Raw genomic sequence first — 15,758 nt, forward strand, 5'->3', positions numbered from 1 at the left:
CCTCGGCATCGGCGGCGACAACAGCCACGGCGCCGCCGGCACCTTCTACGAGGGCGTGATGACCTCGGGCTATCCCAGCAACGCCACCGAGGACGCGGTGCAGGCCAACATCACCGCCGCCGGCTACGCGGTGAACTCCAACGGCGGCGGGATTCCCACCGGCTGGGCCCGGATCAACAACGTCACCACCGGCCTGGTGCTGGACAGCGGCGGCAACGTCGCCTCCGGGTCCAACCTGAAGCAGTGGAACTGGGACGGCAGCAACAACCTGCAGTGGCAACTGGTCGACGCCGGCGGCGGCTACTACCGCATCGTCAACCGCACGAACGGCATGGTGGCCGACAGTTGGGGCAACACCGCCAACGGCGCCGCCGTACGGGAGGCGGCCTGGAACGGCAGCGTCAACCAGCAGTGGCGGTTGACCAACGTCGGCAATGGTCGTTATCAGATCGTCAACCGGGGCACCGGCACCGCCCTGGACGGCATGGGCAGCACCACGGTCGGCTCCGTCGCGGCCATGTGGGCGCCGAACAGCAGCACCAACAACCAGTGGACCATCACCGGCCTCTGACCGGCGCGACCCCGCGGCCCGGCCGCACCCGCTGTGGTGCCGGCCGGGCCGTGTGGCCGGTGGATCTCGTCAGCCTGAACCACGCGACGGCCAGGCGCAGACGTCCCGACGTCCACGCTCATCGCTGCTGCTCCTCGGTCGGTGGGCATACCCGCGAGCGGACGACCGGGTTCGACGGGCCGATCGCGAGCCTCGACCCGGTGGACGGTCGGGGCTACCGTCTGGGACGGAGGCCGGGCCGACGATCGGCCTCCCTTCGTACGCGAGGACCGAGGTATCCCGTGGCGAACCTGGAGCAGGCGCGGCGTTGGAACGGTGAGACCGGTCGCCGGTGGATCGCCCAACGCGAGCGGCACCACGCGGTGCGCCGGTTGCTGACCCCGCATCTGCTGCGCGCCGCCGCGCTCGGGTCGGGCGACCGGGTGCTCGACGTGGGCTGCGGGTGCGGGGAGGTCACGATCGAGATGGCGCGGTCCGTCCGGCCGGGCGGCGAGGTGTACGGGCTCGACCTGTCCGGTCCGGCGCTGGACGTCGCCCGGGGGTTGGCCGCCGACGCCGGGGTGCCGGGCATCCGGTTCGTGCGGGGCGACGCCCAGACGCCTCCGCTGTCTCCGGCCACCTTCGACGTCGTGGTCAGCAGCTTCGGGGTGATGTTCTTCGAGGACCCGGACGCGGCATTCGCCCATCTGGGGTCCGTGCTGCGACCGGGCGGCCGGCTGGCGTTCCTGTGCTGGCAGGACGAACGGCACAACGAGGTCCTCGGGCTCGCGCCGCGGGCCGTCGCGGCGCACGCGGCGGTGGTCGGCGGGGACGACCTGGACCTCTTCGCCGACCCGTGGCGGATCGGCGATCTTCTCGTCCGGGCCGGATTCGGGAACGTCCGGGTGCGGGGGCGCCGCGAACCGGCCCGGCTCGGCTCCGATGTCGCCGACGTACTGGGCTACCTGCGGGAGACCTCCCGGTTCCGCGACCTGCTGCAGCGGCTCGATGATCAACGAACGGTCGACCGGGCGATCGCCACCCTGGCGCGGGAACTCGCCGCCCGGCAACGGGCGGACGGCGTCTGGGTGGAGGCCGCGGTGTGGCTGGTCACGGCGACCGTTTCCGGCCGCCCGGTGTAGGGGATTGTGTTCGTAATCACCGAGGGTTATGGCGGCTTCCGCGAAGGGAGTCCCGCGCGGGCGATCCCGACCCTACGTGACTCTCAGTAAACGCACAGCCATCACGTTCCGTATTCGAGGCCGCAAGCGCATACCCTTGCCGCGACCCTTGTTCATCCGTGCAGGCCGGGAAGGGAAAGTAATGCCGAAACCAGCGCAGCGCCGGGACCCCGGTGCCGCCACCACCGGGCGGGACGCGTCCGCCCGTCGCCGCTCCGGGCGCCCCCGCGGGCCCCGCTGGGCGCGCTGGTGCGTGGCCTTCGGCGCGGCGACCGTGCTGGCCAGCGGGATCGCCCTGGCCGGCAGTCAGTGGCTGCTGCACGCCGCCACCAGCAAGGTCGACCAGCAGAACCTGCTCGGCGCGGCCGCGCCGGAGCGCAAGCACGTCAGCGTCACCGGGGCGAAGAACATCCTGCTGGTGGGCCTGGACACCCGCCCGGGGCAGGATCCGAGCCAGCTCATCCGGTCCGACTCGATCATCCTGATGCACATCCCGGCGGACCACAGCAAGGCGTACCTGGTCTCGCTGCCCCGGGACAGCCTGGTCACCATCCCCGCCTACGACAACGGCGTGGCCAAGCACCAGAAGGGTGAGGCGAAGATCAACGCGGCGTTCGCGTTCGGCAGCCAGGGGCTGACCGGATCGGCGGCGATGTCACACGGGTTCGAACTGCTGGCCCTGACGATCAAGAACCTCACCGGTATCACCCCGGACGCCGGGGCGATCATCGATTTCCAGGGCTTCAAGCAGGTCGTCCAGGTGCTCGGCAAGGTCTGCATGTACGTCGACGAGGACACCACCTCGATCCACATCGGCAAGGACAACAAGACCGGGAAGTTCGCGAGGCCGTACAAGATCAACCCGGACGGCACGCTGAACCACAAGATCCCCGGCGTGACGGCCAACTTCTACGCCAAGGGCCAGCACTGCTTCACCCCGAGCGAGGCGCTGGACTTCGTCCGGCAGCGGGACCTGCTGGCCAACAACGACTACGACTACGGGCGGCAGCGTCACCAGCAGCAGTTCCTCAAGGCCGTGCTCAAGCAGGCCGTCAACGACGGGTTCAACTCACCCACCAAGCTGCCCGGCCTGCTGACCGCGATCGGCAAGACGATGACCGTGGACGACGGCGGGATCCCGCTGGAGGACTGGGTGTTCGCCATGCGCGCGATCGACCCGGACTCGTTGGTCACCATCAAGACCAACAACGGCGCCTTCAACAGCCGATCCGTCCCCGGCATCGGCGAGGCCGAGGTGCTCAACGAGACCAGCATGCAGTTGCTGCGCGCGGTCAAGAACGACACCGTGGCCGCCTTCGTCGCGCAGAACCCGACCTGGGTGGCGAAGGACACCGCCGCCGGCGCCGGCCCGACGCCCACGCCGACGAAGAACTGACAACCGGTCGGCGGCCCGCCGGGTTCCGTACCCGGCGGGCCGCCGCCTCAGCTGCCTTCCTTGAGCGCGCCCCAGCCGTGCCAGCGGTCGATCTCGACCCAGGCGCTGACCCGGGCCCGGTCCCGGACCGGGTACGGCTGGCCGGTGTAGTGCCGGGCCAGCCGGTCGCTGTCGGCGAGCCCCTCGTCCGGGCGCAGCTCGACGACCCGGCCGATGATGCTGACGTGGGTGTACCAGCCCGCCTCGTCCAGCACGGTGAGGGTGACCCGCGGGTCGTTGCGGATGTGCTCCAGCCGGCGCCGCCCCTCGTCCATGTTCACCAGGATCCGACCGTCGTCCCACAGGTACCAGGTGGCCACGGAGACCGGCTGACCGTCCTTGCGGAGCGTGGTGATCACGGCCGGGTTCGGCTTGCCCAGCAGGGCGACTGCGGGTTCGGGCAGCGGTGGCTTCGACATGGAACCTCCTCGTCGTCTCGGCGTACGTCCGCAACGTTACGCACCGATCCGCCCGTCCGCCGGGCAGTCGGCCGGGCGCGGGGCCCGCCGGGCCGTGGCCGGCCCGCCGGGCGACGTGGTCAGCCGACGATCCGGGTCGGGGTCCGGCGCAGCCACAGGTCCAGGCTGAGCACCTGCTCGATCGACCGACGCGACGCGCCGAACCCGTCGTGCTCGAAGGCCGACTCGCGCAGCGCCCGGACCTCCCGCTCGTCCAGCAGCACCCGGGCCGGCGAGTCGTCGAGCACCCGCCCGAGCTGGTCGCGCAGCGCCTGCTCGTAGCGGGCGTCCTGGGTGGACGGGTACGGGCTCTTCATCCGGGCCACCACCGAGGCCGGCAGGACGTCCGCGGTCGCGCCACGCAGCAGGCTCTTCTCCCGCCCGTCGTAGGTCTTCATCGCCCATGGCGTGTTGTAGACGTACTGCACCAACCGGTGGTCGCAGAACGGCACCCGTACCTCCAGGCCGTGGGCCATGCTCATCCGGTCCTTGCGGTCCAGCAGGATCTGCACGAACCGGGTCAGGTGCAGGTAGGAGAACTCCCGCATCCGCCGGTTGTGCGGGTCGGTGTCCGGGCCGTGGTCCACCTCCGCGAGGGCGTCCCGGTACGCGTCCGCGCGGTACTCGGTCAGCCGCAGCGAACGCAGCAGGTCCAGGTCCAGCACGGTCCGCTGGGACTGCGGCAGCATCGCCACCCAGGGGAACGTGTCGGCGTTGACGACGCGCGGGTCGTGGAACCAGCGGTAGCCGCCGAAGACCTCGTCGGCGGCCTCCCCGGACAGCGCGACGGTGGACCGCTCCCGCACCGACCGGAACAGCAGGTACAGCGACGTGAAGAGGTCACCCATCCCGGTCGGCAGATCGGTGGCGGTCAGCACGGCCGACCGGGTCAGCGGATCCATCAGGGTGGCGGTGTCCAGCACGATGTCCTCGTGCGCGGTGTGCACGTGCTTGACCACGTCGTGCACGTACGGCGCGTCCGGGGTGTCGCGCATGCTGTCCGGCCGGAAGTTCTCGGCCTGCCCGACGAAGTCGACCGCGAACGACCGCAGCGGCCCGCCGCCGCCCTCCGCCAGCCCGGCCGCCGCCAGGGCGGTGATCACCGACGAGTCCAGGCCGCCGGAGAGCAGCGTGCACAGCGGTACGTCCGCGATGATCTGCCGCCGGACGATGTCGTCCAGCAGCTCCCGTACGGTGCGGATGGTGGTGTCCAGGTCGTCGCGGTGTTCCTGGTAGCCCGGCTGCCAGTACCGCCGGCGGTGCACGCCGTCGCGGTCCACCCGGATCAGCTCGCCGGGGCGCACCTCGTGCAGGTCGCGGTAGACGCCGTGGCCCGGGGTCCGGGCGAAGGACAGCAGTTCCCGCAGGCCGTCGGTGTCCACCACCGGTTCGGTCTCCGGGTGGGCGAAGACGGCCTTCGGCTCGGAGCCGAACAGCACCCCCTCGGCGAGCCCGGTGAAGAAGAACAGCGGCTTGATGCCCATCCGGTCGCGGACCAGCAGCAGCCGCTGCTCGCGCGTGTCCCACAGGCCGAAGGCGTACATGCCGTTGAGCCGGTCGACGAAGCCCTCGCCCCACTCCAGGTAGGCGCGCAGCACCACCTCGGTGTCGCTCTCGGTACGGAACTCGTGCCCCCGACCGCGCAACTCGTCGCGCAGCTCGCGGTAGTTGTAGACCTCGCCGCTGTAGGTGATGGCGGCCAGCGTCCGGCCGTCCCGCTCGACGGTCATCGGCTGGTCGCCGGTGGCCAGGTCGATGACCGCGAGCCGGCGATGACCGAAGCCGACGTGCTCGCGCAGCCAGATCCCCTCGGCGTCCGGGCCGCGCAACGCCATCGTCGCGGTCATCGCCCGGACGGTCGCGCCCTCCAGCCGCAGATCCCGGGTGAAGTCGACCCAGCCCACAATTCCACACACAACGAACCTCCCGGTGCCATGGCAGCGGGCCGCCCGGGACGGGCGACCTCCGGTACGTGCGACCGTCGGTACCTGTCTATCAACGGATCTGGATGGCCGACAAACACCCAGTCCAGAACCCGTCAGGTAGCCATGCCCGCCGGCCGCCCCTGGCGCACGACCTGACCCACCTCGCCCAGGTGGGCGAGGTGCTGGCCCGCCGTTACCGGGACGACGTCGGACCGTACCGCCGGTTCATGCCCGCCCTCGACCGGATCGCCGAGGCCGAGTGACCGCCTGATGTGCCGTCAGCGCGCTGGGTCGGCGCGGTAGAGGACCATCTGGTCGGGCGGGAGGCGAGGGCTGGCCACGCCGACGTGTTCGAGGGTGCCGCCGGTGAGCAGCAGCCCCGGGTACTCGGGTCGGCCACCCGGGACGGGGGAAACCCCGGCCGGGGCGGCGGATGCCCCGGCCGGGCCGCTCCACCAGGCCGGTGGGGTGAGGCCCGGCGGGCCGGCGTCGACCAGGACCGGTCGTACCCGGTAGGTCCGCTCCGGGTCGAGGCCGCGGAACCGGATCCGGCCCGGCGGGTCCGGGTACGGGCCGTCCGCCGGGCCGGCCGCGAAGATCGCCCGCGACCGGTCCGGGGTCACCACGCCGTGCACGGTCACCGACGGGTCGGCGCCGTCCATCCGAACCAGGTCGCCGCCGAGCAGCAGGTGCCGTTCGGCCCGGTAGAACTCGATCCAGGCGCGCAGGCCGGCCAGCTCGGCGGCGGTGGCGCCGGTGAGGTCCCACTCGACGCCGAGGTGGCCGAAGACGGCGGTGGCGGCCCGGAAGTCCAGGTCGTGCCGGCGGCCGGTGATGTGCGAGCGCCCGGACGCGATGTGCGAACCCAGGAACTCCGGCGGGACCAGCTGGGTGGTCCAGCGCAGCATGCCCTGCCGGTCGTGCGGGTCGATGTTGTCCGACACCCAGACCCGGTCGGTGCGCTCCAGGATGCCGAGGTCGACCCGGGCGCCACCGGACGAACAGGACTCGATCTCCAGGCCGGGGTGCGCGGCGCGGATCTCGTCCAGCAACCGGTAGACGGCCGTCGTCTGGGCGTGCACGCCGGGCCGGCCGCCGTCGTCGCGGGTGCCGGCCTCGACCAGGTCGCGGTTGTGGTCCCACTTCAGGTAGTCGATCGGGTACTCCGCCAGCACCGCGAGGATCTGCCCCTTGACGTGTTCGTACGCGGCGGGGATGCCGAGGTTGAGCACCTGCTGGTGGCGGGACTCCACGGGCGGGTCGGCCCGGGCCGCCATGATCCATTCGGGGTGGGCGCGGGCCAGGTCCGAGTCCGGGTTGACCATCTCCGGCTCGAACCAGAGCCCGAACTGCATCCCCGCCGCGCGTACCCGGTCGACCAGGGGGTGCAGGCCGTCCGGCCAGACGTCGGGGGAGACCGTCCAGTCACCGAGGCCGGCGCGGTCGTGCCGGCGGGCGCCGAACCAGCCGTCGTCGAGCACGTACCGCTCGACACCGACCTCGGCCGCGCGGTCGGCCAGGGCGAGCAGCCGGGTCAGGTCGTGGTCGAAGTAGACCGCCTCCCACACGTTGAGCGTCACCGGCCGGTCGGTCGACACCGCCGGCCGGCGGTCCCGCAGGTGCCGGTGGAACCGCCGGGCCACGGCGTCCAGCCCCACGCCGTACGACCCGTAGAGCCACGGACCCCGGTAGGTCTGCTCCGGCGCCAGTCGCAGCTCACCGGGCAGCAGCAGTTCACCGCCGCCGAGCAGCCGCTCCCCGGTGTGCACCCGCTCGGCGTAGTGCAGGTGGTTGCCGCTCCAGGCGGTGTGTACCGCCCAGACGTCGCCGCCGCCGAACCCGAACCCGGCCGTGCCGGCGTGCAGCAGGTACGCGCTGTCGGCGCCGGTCCGTCCCTTGCGGTTCTCCCGGACGTGGGCGCCGAACGGGAACGGCCCGCGTTGCGGTACCCGTTCCAGGGCCCACCGTCCGGTGAAGTCCAGCAGTTCGGTCGCCTCCGCCGGTACGGGGAACGCCAGCGCCAACTCCTCCACCGCGTACGCCTCGTCGCCCAGGTTCGTCAGCGCGGCCCGGGCCCGCAGCAGCCCGCTGGGCAGCAGTTCGACGGTGAGCCCCAGGCGCAGCCGGCCGGTGTCGTCGACGGCGACGGTCTCGACCACGCCGGCACCCGAGGACCGGTGCCCGGACACGGCCCGCCCGTCGAGCCGTACCTCCTGGGTGACGAACGCCGGCGACCAGCCGCGGCCGGCGGCCGAACCGCGCAGCCCGGGCCGCCCGCTCCACCCGGTGTGGTGCTCCGGCAGCACGGCCACCCGGGGCGGCCGGTCGACGTTGTTCGGCGCGGCGACCGGAACGCCCGCCGCGACCAGGTCCGCCGTCCGCGCGGCGTCCAGGCCCGGCAGTTCGGGCCCCCAGTGCGCGACGGCCGGCAGCCGACCGGCGCTCGCGTCGATCACCACGGTCACGCCCGCGGCGGTCAGGACGACGGTCGCGTCCCCGACGGTACGGTCCGGCATCGGCGCTCCTCGGCTCGGCGAAGCTACGACTGTACGGCGTCCCGGGCGACGGAACCGTTCGGGCGCCGACCCCGCCAGCGGCCGTCACGACCAGGCACGCTGGGTGCGGCGCCAGCGCTGCGGAGTGATGCCGTAGCGGGCGCGGAAGCGGCGGACGAGATAGGTGGCGTCGCGCAGGCCGGCCCGGGCGGCCACGGCGTCGAGCGGCAGGTCGGTCTCCCGCAGCATCCGTCGGACCTCGATCATGCGCCGTTCGGTGATCCAGTCGAGCAGCGGCCGGCCGGTGCGCCGACGCAGCACGGTCGTCAGGTGCCCCGGGGTGTAGCCGAGCGCGCGGGCGACGTCGGCGGCGGAGACCGGTTCGCGGAACGTCGACTCGATCTCGGCGAAGACCCGCTCGACGAGGGGGTCCGGCGTGGCCGGGGCGTCCGGTGCCAGTCGCGCGGACGCGACCAGAAGCCGGGTGAGCAACGCGGCGACGGCCTCGCGGGCGCCGAGCCGGCCCGGGTCGGCGAGTTCCCCGGCCAGGTCCGCCAGCCACGCCGACCAGTTCGCCCGATCGGATTCGGCCACCCGGCCGTGCCCCGCGCCGGAGGCGAACAGGGCGAGCAGCGGATGCCGCGCCCAGGCCAGCGCGGAGACCGAGGACAGGGCGGGGACGGCGTCCGGGGTGAACGCGACAGTCCAGGCGCGGCCGCGGACGAGTTCGGCCACCGCCGATACGCCGACGACCTGCCCGGGCGACACGGCGTGCACCTCGCCGGCGCGCAGCGACCGTTCGGCACCGTCGACGGCGAACGAGCCCATGCCCTCCTCGACATAGATCAGGACGAGGAAGTCGTGGGCGTGCCGATGATCCGGCGGCAGGGTGGGGTGGGCGGCTTCGGCGTCGAAGCGGGTCACCGAGACGGCGGGCCGGCCGGGGCGCTGGTGGTAGCGGTAGACCGGCGTCCCGTCGGGTCGTACCGTGCGCAGCCTCGACAAGACCTCCGGCGAGTCACCGACCGAAAAATGTCCCATGGCTCCCACGGTAAATCCTGTGCGTCGACCGCAGAACGTCCAAGACTTGGCGGTGGGTCGCCGGTCCGTCCCGGACCGCCGGCGCGAGAATCGCACCACGTGCACAGGAGGCACCGATGGCAGCTTCGACCGACGTACGCATCATCGACCGGCGGACCCCGGAGGATCGGGACCGCCCGTTCCTGCCGGGTGCGGGGAAGACCTGGCTCCTGCCGCTCTACGACACCTTCAGCCGGGTGGCCGGGGTCCGCGCACTGCACGTACGCGCGGTCGAACTCGCCGGCATCGAGCCGGGCCACAGCGTGGTCGACGTCGGTTGTGGCACGGGCAACCTGTCCTTCGCCGTGCTCGCGGCCCAGCCCAGGGCACGGGTGACCGGCCTCGACCCCGACGCGGACGCCCTGCGCCGGGCGGCCCGCAAGGCGCGCCGCCGCGGCGTCGCCCTGACCCTCGTGCGGGGCTATGCCGACCGGATCCCCGCCGCGGACGCCGCGCTCGACCACGTGGTCTCGTCGTTGGCCCTGCACCACGTCGACGACGACGGTCGGACCGCGTTCGCGCGCGACGCGCTGCGGGCCCTTCGGCCGGGCGGACGGGTCACGGTCGTCGACTTCGGCGGCCCGGCACCCGACGTCGAGCAGGCCGGGCACCAGACACACGCACCTGGCCACAACCCCGTCCACGCCATCCGGCGCCTGGTCCGCCCGATGCGTTCCCGGGTGGCGAGCAGCCCGGTCGTGGCCCGCAACCACGGCGATGCCATCGTCGCGCTCCTGGCCGGGGCCGGGTTCGGCGATGCCCGGGAGGTCGCGCACACCGACCACAGGTTCGGCCGGGTCACCTTCGTGCAGGCGACCCGCCCGACGAACTGAACCGACGGGTGCCGGCGAGCGGGAGGTCAGCGCTGCCGGCCACCCTCGGAACGTCCGTAGGAGCCGGTGTACCGGTTGTCGTAACGGGCCACCCGGTAGCCCGCCTCGACCAGGCGCTCGCAGAACGCGTCGGGCCACCAGACCATCTGGTAGTCCAGCCCCAGCACCAGAAGCAGCGGCTCGCCGGCGCGCCGAAGGTCTCGTACGCGATCTTGACGTCACCGTTCACGGGCGGGGACGGCTGGTGATGCCGTCCAGGATGGTGATCAGGTTGTGGTGGAACGTCTCCTCGGCGTCGAGGTGGGCGCCGTCGGTGACGAGCTGGGCGATGGTGGGGTAGCGACCCGTTTCGAGCATGCGGGTCAGGTAGGGCCCGAGGGTCGCTTGCCAGGCGGACAGTTCCGTTCCCGTCGAACGGGCGGTACGGCGCTCGGTGATCTCCCTGCGGAGTGCTCCGACGATGAACGCGTTGAGGGCGCCCAGGGCCCGTTGGAGAGCGTCGACACCGTTCACGCCGGGGGCCTGACGCAACGCCGCAGCGGTCGATTCGCCCACGGCGAGCGCGTGCGGTCCCAGGTGCGGTCGCGCGCCGAGCAGGTCGGCGAACCACTCGTGGTCGAGGGCGGCGTCGCGGGTCCGGTGCACGATGGCCAGCACCGCCGCCCGCCACCCGGTGTCACCGGCCTGGCCGGCGTCACCGGGCTGCGTGGTGTGACCGGGCTGGGCGGTGTCGGCGATCTGGGCGTAGACGGCGTCGACCATCAGGTCGAGCAGTTCGGATCGGTTGAGCACGTAGTCGTAGAGCCGCATCGGACCGACGCCGAGCTCTTGGGCGATCTTGCGTACCGACAGTCCGTCGAGGCCGTGGGCGTCGGCGAGTCGGATCGCCGCGGCGGCGATCTTCGCGCGACTCAGTGACACCGGTGCCGCCCGTGGCGCCGGCTCGGGCCGTTCCCAGACGGGCAACGGTACGCTACCGTACGGTGTATCCATGACGTACAGCGTACGGTAAGGAGGGTGACAATGCGCATCGCGATCGCCGGCGGTGGCCTCGGCGGCCTGACGCTGGCCCGGATCCTGCACCGGCACGGCATCGGCGCGGTGGTGTACGAACGCGAGGCGGGCCGGTCCGCGCGAGCCCAGGGCGGATCGCTCGACCTGCACCCGGAGTCCGGGCAACGGGCGCTGGCAGAGGCGGGCCTGGCCGGCCGATTCCGGTCCGCGGCCCGACCGGAGGGCGAGGAACATCGCATCCTCGACCCGGCCGGACGCGTCCTCGTGCACCACCGGCCGGAGCCCGGTTCGTTCTCCGGACGCCCCGAGATCGACCGCGGCGCGCTGCGTGACCTGCTGCTCGAATCGCTCCCCGGCGACGGGGTGGCCTGGCGGCACCGGCTCGTCGCGGCGACGCCCCGACCCGGCGGAGGCTTCGGGCTCACGTTCGACGGCGGCCACCGGGCCGAGTGCGACGTCCTGGTCGGCGCCGACGGGGCACGTTCGGTCGTCCGGTCGCTGCTGATCGACGCGCCGCTGTCCGCCGTGGCCACCCTGGTGGAGTTGGGCATCGACGACGCCGCCCGGCGCCACCCCGAGCTCGCCGAGCTGGTCGGCCCCGGGAACCTCTGGTGCGTCGGCGAGAACCGGATCCTGGCGGCGCAACGCCTCGGCGACGGCGCCGTCCGGGTCGGGATCTCGCTCCCCGCGGACGACCGCCCCCTGGACACCTACCGCGACAGGCGTGCCCTGCTCGACCTGTTCGCCGGCTGGCATCCCAGCCTCACCGCGCTCATCGAAGCCGGCGGCCCACCGACCGTACGCAGGATCGAGGCGATGCCCACCGGCACCCGCTGGACCCATCAGCCAGGCATCACCCTCGTCGGTGACGCCGCGCACCTCATGCCGCCGGTCGGCGAGGGCGCCAACCAGGCCATGCTCGACGCCGCCGAACTCGCCGCCGAACTCGCCGGCAACCGTGGCGACGCGGACGCGGCGATCCGGGCGTACGAGCAGGCGATGTTCACCCGGATCCAGCCGATCGCCGAGATGTCCGCCCGGGTGCAGGCGATGATGCTGTCCCCGACGGCGGCCGAGGACATCGTCCGCTTCTTCACGCCGCGGCCCACCGAGCCGGCACCCACGGCCTGACGTGTCCGGCCTGGCCGCCTCAGGGCCGGAAGCTGGCCCGGTACTCCGTCGGCGTGCGGCCGGTCAGCTCCAGGAACGCGGCGTTGAACGCCGACAGTGAGGTGTAGCCGACCATGAACGCGATCGTGGTCACCGGGGTGTCGCCCGCGGCGAGTTCCTCGATCGCGGCCAACACCCGCATCCGGCGCAGCACCGCCCGCCAGGTCATGCCGGTCTCCTCCGCGAACCGCCGGGCCAGCGACCGCGGCGCGAGGCCCACCTCGGCGGCCACGTCCTCGAAGCGGACCTCACCGCCGAGCCGTTGCCCGGTCAGCTCGACGGCCCGACGCAGTTCCGGTGACCGCCCCGCCGGCACGACGACCGGGCTCGGCTGCCGGGCGAGCCGCCAGGTCACCGCGGCGAGCGCGGCGAACAGCGTCTGCGCGTACGCCGTCAGGGGTTCGTCGCGCTCGCCCCACGTGCCGCACTCGGTCAGCAGCGCGCGGGCCAGCGGGTTGAGGTCGAACACGGTGAGCGGTGCCGGCGGGGCCGGCGTGAATCCGGTGTCGAACAGGACCGACGCGGTCGTGACCGGCCGCGGGATGCTCACCCGGATCGGCCGGCCCGCCTCGATCAGCGCGGCCCGCGCCGGCGGCAGCAACCACGCCTGACCGTGCGCCTCCAGCCGGAGCGTCCCGGCGGAGGCGCAGAGCAGGTAGTGCCGGTCGACGCACAGGTCGCGGGCGGCCTGCGGCGCGAACGTGCGGACGAAGCTGTACGCCCCGCTGGTCATCGACGGTCTCGCACAGCCACGATCCTAGAAGTCCGTCGCGCCGCCGGTCAGGCCGCCCGTCCCCGGCCGGTCAGGCCGCCGTCTCCACCAGGTCGGCGTGGAAACGCCGGCTCACCGGGGCACCGGTCATCATCGGCCGGATCCGCTCGCCGAGTCGGGCGAAGGAGTCCGACCGCAGGTAGCCGGCGAACGAGGCCTCGTCGTCCCACTCGTGGACCACGGTGATCGCGGTGTCGTCCGCCCGCTCGGCGTAGACCCGGAACGCGACGTTGCCCGGCATGGCGCGTACCCGGTCGCTCTCCTCGTCGAACCGGGCGAGGGCGGCGGGCCGGTCGGCGGCGGCGGTCGTGACGTCGAGGATCGCGATGAACATGGGGACCTCCCGGGTGAGGCGGCCGACGGCCGCGGAATCGGATGGTCCGATCCTCCGGCGGCACCCGCCCGGCCCGCCTCTGCCAGCCGGACGCGTTCACGCTCCCAGCGGACACGCCGCCACCCACCCGGGCCGGCGGCCCGACCGGGTCAGCCCGGCGGGGGCGGAGTGCGCGGTGGGCCGGAGCTGCGGGTCGGGCTGGGACGCGGCGACCGGGTCGGCGAGGGCCGCCCGGTCGGGCTCGCGCTGGCGCACGGCGCCGGTTCGCAGCTCGGCGGGGGCGCCGCCGAGCTGGGCCGGGTCGTCGTCGGGGGCGCTGACGGCGCCGGTGCGGTGGGCGACGGCTTGTCGTCCGGGAACTTCGGCGCGTCGAAGCGGTACTTGTCCGGGTCCAGCTTGAGCGCCGCGGTGGCCCGTTCCATGAACTGCCGCCAGATCGGTCCCGGCGCGTTCGACCCGTACACCTCGTAGCTGCCGTTCTTGTTCCTCAGCGGCTTGCCGTCGGTGCTGCCGAGCCAGACCGCCGCGGCCAGCGCGCCGGTGTAGCCGACCATCCAGGTGTGCACGTTCTGGGTGGTGCTCTGCCCGGCCTGCCAGGTGCCGGTCTTGCCGGCCGAGTCCCAGCCGTTGTCCAGCTCGGCCGCCTTGACCCGGCGCAGCGTCCAGTTGACCTGGTTGAGTGCCTCGGCGTCCAGCCCGAGGTCGGTCTGCACCAGCCGCTCGGAGTACACGGTGTCCTCGCCCTTGGTCACCGACCGGACGAAGTGCTGCTCGGCGCGCTTGCCGCCGGCCGCGAGGGTGGCCATCCCGTTGGCGTGGTCGGCCACGGTGATGCCGTACTGGCCGATGCCGGCCTCGGTGGAGAAGTGCGGCGCGGTCTCGGCACCGGGGTGGCCGCGCAGTTCGATCCGCCTCGGTTGCGGGTTGCCGGGCTCGTTCGCCCACATCGAGTCGATCCCGGCCCGGGTGGCGAGGTCGAGCACCTTGTTCAGACCGAGTTTCTCGGTCAGCTCGAAGTAGGTGACGTTCAACGAGGCGACGGTGGCCTCCCACAGTGCACAGTTCGGCTGGCAGGCGGCGTGTTCGGCGTTGCGGATCGGCCCGTTCGGGCTGGCCTTGGTCCGGCCGGAGGCGGGGAACTCCTTGGTGTCCGGCGAGTCGAAGCGCTGCTTCACGGAGATCTTCTGCTGCACCGCCGCGGCCAGGTCGTACACCTTGAACGAGGACCCCGGCGGGTGCTGGCCGTAGCCGCGCGCGTCGCCCTCGTCGTCGTAGTACCAGCCGGCGTAGTCGGCGCCGGTCGCCGCGTTGCCGCCGTAGTAGCCGAGCACCCGGCCGGTGCCGGGCTCCACCGCGACCAGCGCGGCCTGCCAGTTCCTCGGCTGCCCGCGGACCGCCTCGGGGGCACTGTCGCGGCGGATGTCGGCGGCCGCCTCGGCCGCGTCCTGGACCCGCTTGTCGACGGTCGTGACGATGCTGAACCCGCCGTCGCGGAGGTACTCCGCCGGTTTGCCCTTGAACGGGTCGGTCTGCCGCAGCTCGCTGAGGACGTGGTTGACCACCTGCCCGGTCGGCCGGTCCAGGCCCGACACCCGGGCGGCCGGGTCGTTCGGCCGCACCGTGTCCGGGTACGCCAGGTTCGCCGCCTCCTGCGGTGACAGGTAGTTCAGCTTCACCATGCCGTCGCGGATGTAGGCCCACCGTTCGATCGAGTTCTGCCGGGCCTTGGCGTTGCGGCGCGGGTCGTAGCCGGGCGAGCCCTCCGGATCGTCCGGGTCGGCCTCCGGCTGCTTGACCATGGCGCAGAGCACCATCGCCTCCGCCTTGGTCAACTGCTTGTCCGCCGGCGCGTCACGCCGGACGGTCTTGCCGAAGTACGCCTGCGCGGCCGCCTCGATGCCGTACGCGCCCCGGCCGAACGGCACGGTGTTCAAATAGAAGCCGAGGATGTTCTCCTTGCTGTACTTGTCGTCCAGCTTCCACGCGATCACCGCCTCGCGCAGCTTCCGGGAGTACGTCACGCCCTTGAGCTCGGCCGCCACCCGGGCGTACTGCTGCGTGATCGTGGAGGCGCCCTGCCGCTGCCCACCGGTCACGTTCGACCAGGCGGCCCGCAGCACCCCGCCGAAGTCGATGCCCTTGTTGGTCCAGAACGTCCGGTCCTCGGCGGCCACGATGGCCTGCTTCGCCGAGTCGTTCATCTGGTCGTACGGCACGATGGTCCGGTTCTCCGCGCCCAGCTTCGCCATCGGGGTCTTCCCGTCGGCGTAGTAGACCGTGGTCGACTCCGGCAGGGTCAGGTCGGTGGGCGTCGGCACGCTGTCGACGTAGTAGGTCCCCGCCATCAGGCCGATGCCGAGCAGCAGGGTGAGCACGGCCAGGGCGCCGAGCACCCGGTTGCGTCGCCGTCGGCGCGGTGCCGGTGGCGGCGCGGCAGGTCGGCCGGCGGCGGTGCTGTCGTGGTTCCCGGTGGTGGACATCCGGTCCTGGTACCCCCGACCGGCGCGACCG

General features: G+C 72.7%; 15 protein-coding genes. 6 read left to right on the forward strand and 9 right to left on the reverse strand.

From position 1 onward, the window contains the following. The 3 genes from ACFOX0_RS22040 to ACFOX0_RS22050 all read left to right on the forward strand — a co-directional run. Window positions 1-571 (forward strand): RICIN domain-containing protein (locus ACFOX0_RS22040; RefSeq protein WP_377549108.1); only part of this gene is annotated, 571 nt, incomplete at its 5' end. A 281-nt stretch (window positions 572-852) separates the two neighbouring features. Beyond that, window positions 853-1,692 (forward strand): class I SAM-dependent methyltransferase, encoded by an 840-nt coding sequence (locus ACFOX0_RS22045; protein ID WP_377549110.1) that lies wholly within the window; start codon window positions 853-855, stop codon window positions 1,690-1,692. A gap of 181 nt (window positions 1,693-1,873) precedes the next feature. After that, window positions 1,874-3,127, forward strand: coding sequence for an LCP family protein (locus ACFOX0_RS22050; protein WP_377549112.1), 1,254 nt, complete (start codon window positions 1,874-1,876; stop codon window positions 3,125-3,127). 47 nt (window positions 3,128-3,174) lie between these two features. Here the strand turns inward: ACFOX0_RS22050 and ACFOX0_RS22055 are convergent, their stop codons facing one another. Together ACFOX0_RS22055 and asnB are read right to left on the reverse strand one after the other, a co-directional pair. Further along, window positions 3,175-3,585, reverse strand: coding sequence for a PPOX class F420-dependent oxidoreductase (locus ACFOX0_RS22055; RefSeq protein WP_377549114.1), 411 nt, complete (start codon window positions 3,583-3,585; stop codon window positions 3,175-3,177). A 119-nt stretch (window positions 3,586-3,704) separates the two neighbouring features. Then, on the reverse strand, window positions 3,705-5,540 hold the full coding sequence (gene asnB, locus ACFOX0_RS22060; protein ID WP_377549117.1) for an asparagine synthase (glutamine-hydrolyzing): 1,836 nt from the start codon (window positions 5,538-5,540) through the stop codon (window positions 3,705-3,707). Window positions 5,541-5,632: 92 nt separating this feature from the next. On the opposite strand from asnB, the gene ACFOX0_RS22065 reads away from it, so the two are divergent. Then, window positions 5,633-5,812, forward strand: a complete 180-nt coding sequence (locus ACFOX0_RS22065; RefSeq protein WP_377549119.1) for a hypothetical protein — start codon at window positions 5,633-5,635, stop codon at window positions 5,810-5,812. Between the two features lie 15 nt (window positions 5,813-5,827). Here ACFOX0_RS22065 and ACFOX0_RS22070 read toward each other — a convergent pair whose 3' ends face one another. Together ACFOX0_RS22070 and ACFOX0_RS22075 are read right to left on the reverse strand one after the other, a co-directional pair. Continuing rightward, window positions 5,828-8,065 (reverse strand): alpha-galactosidase, encoded by a 2,238-nt coding sequence (locus ACFOX0_RS22070; RefSeq protein WP_377549122.1) that lies wholly within the window; start codon window positions 8,063-8,065, stop codon window positions 5,828-5,830. Between the two features lie 84 nt (window positions 8,066-8,149). After that, the gene (locus ACFOX0_RS22075; RefSeq protein WP_377549124.1) at window positions 8,150-9,085 is read right to left on the reverse strand and encodes an AraC family transcriptional regulator; all 936 of its coding nucleotides are present in this window, start codon (window positions 9,083-9,085) and stop codon (window positions 8,150-8,152) included. Between the two features lie 116 nt (window positions 9,086-9,201). On the opposite strand from ACFOX0_RS22075, the gene ACFOX0_RS22080 reads away from it, so the two are divergent. Beyond that, on the forward strand, window positions 9,202-9,957 hold the full coding sequence (locus tag ACFOX0_RS22080; protein WP_377549126.1) for a class I SAM-dependent methyltransferase: 756 nt from the start codon (window positions 9,202-9,204) through the stop codon (window positions 9,955-9,957). A gap of 26 nt (window positions 9,958-9,983) precedes the next feature. On the opposite strand, the gene ACFOX0_RS22085 is transcribed toward ACFOX0_RS22080, so the two are convergent. Beyond that, window positions 9,984-10,124, reverse strand: a complete 141-nt coding sequence (locus ACFOX0_RS22085; RefSeq protein WP_377549128.1) for a hypothetical protein — start codon at window positions 10,122-10,124, stop codon at window positions 9,984-9,986. Between the two features lie 58 nt (window positions 10,125-10,182). Continuing rightward, entirely contained in the window at window positions 10,183-10,950 is a 768-nt protein-coding gene (locus tag ACFOX0_RS22090; protein WP_377549131.1) for a TetR/AcrR family transcriptional regulator, read from the reverse strand. A 30-nt stretch (window positions 10,951-10,980) separates the two neighbouring features. Between ACFOX0_RS22090 and ACFOX0_RS22095 the strand changes: the two genes are divergently transcribed. Beyond that, window positions 10,981-12,102 carry an FAD-dependent oxidoreductase gene (locus ACFOX0_RS22095; RefSeq protein WP_377549134.1) on the forward strand — a complete coding sequence of 374 codons (1,122 nt, stop codon included), beginning with the start codon at window positions 10,981-10,983 and terminating at the stop codon, window positions 12,100-12,102. Window positions 12,103-12,121: 19 nt separating this feature from the next. Here ACFOX0_RS22095 and ACFOX0_RS22100 read toward each other — a convergent pair whose 3' ends face one another. From ACFOX0_RS22100 to ACFOX0_RS22110, 3 genes are all read right to left on the reverse strand, one after another. Further along, the gene (locus ACFOX0_RS22100) at window positions 12,122-12,874 is read right to left on the reverse strand and encodes a helix-turn-helix transcriptional regulator (protein WP_377549137.1); all 753 of its coding nucleotides are present in this window, start codon (window positions 12,872-12,874) and stop codon (window positions 12,122-12,124) included. A 70-nt stretch (window positions 12,875-12,944) separates the two neighbouring features. Next, a complete protein-coding gene (locus ACFOX0_RS22105) occupies window positions 12,945-13,247 on the reverse strand; it encodes a putative quinol monooxygenase (RefSeq protein ID WP_377549140.1) in 303 nt (100 codons plus the stop codon). Between the two features lie 149 nt (window positions 13,248-13,396). Further along, window positions 13,397-15,727 carry a transglycosylase domain-containing protein gene (locus ACFOX0_RS22110; RefSeq protein WP_377549142.1) on the reverse strand — a complete coding sequence of 777 codons (2,331 nt, stop codon included), beginning with the start codon at window positions 15,725-15,727 and terminating at the stop codon, window positions 13,397-13,399. Window positions 15,728-15,758 lie beyond the last annotated feature (31 nt).

It is taken from the genome of Micromonospora zhanjiangensis (assembly GCF_042650605.1).
Taxonomy (GTDB): domain Bacteria; phylum Actinomycetota; class Actinomycetes; order Mycobacteriales; family Micromonosporaceae; genus Micromonospora_J; species Micromonospora_J zhanjiangensis.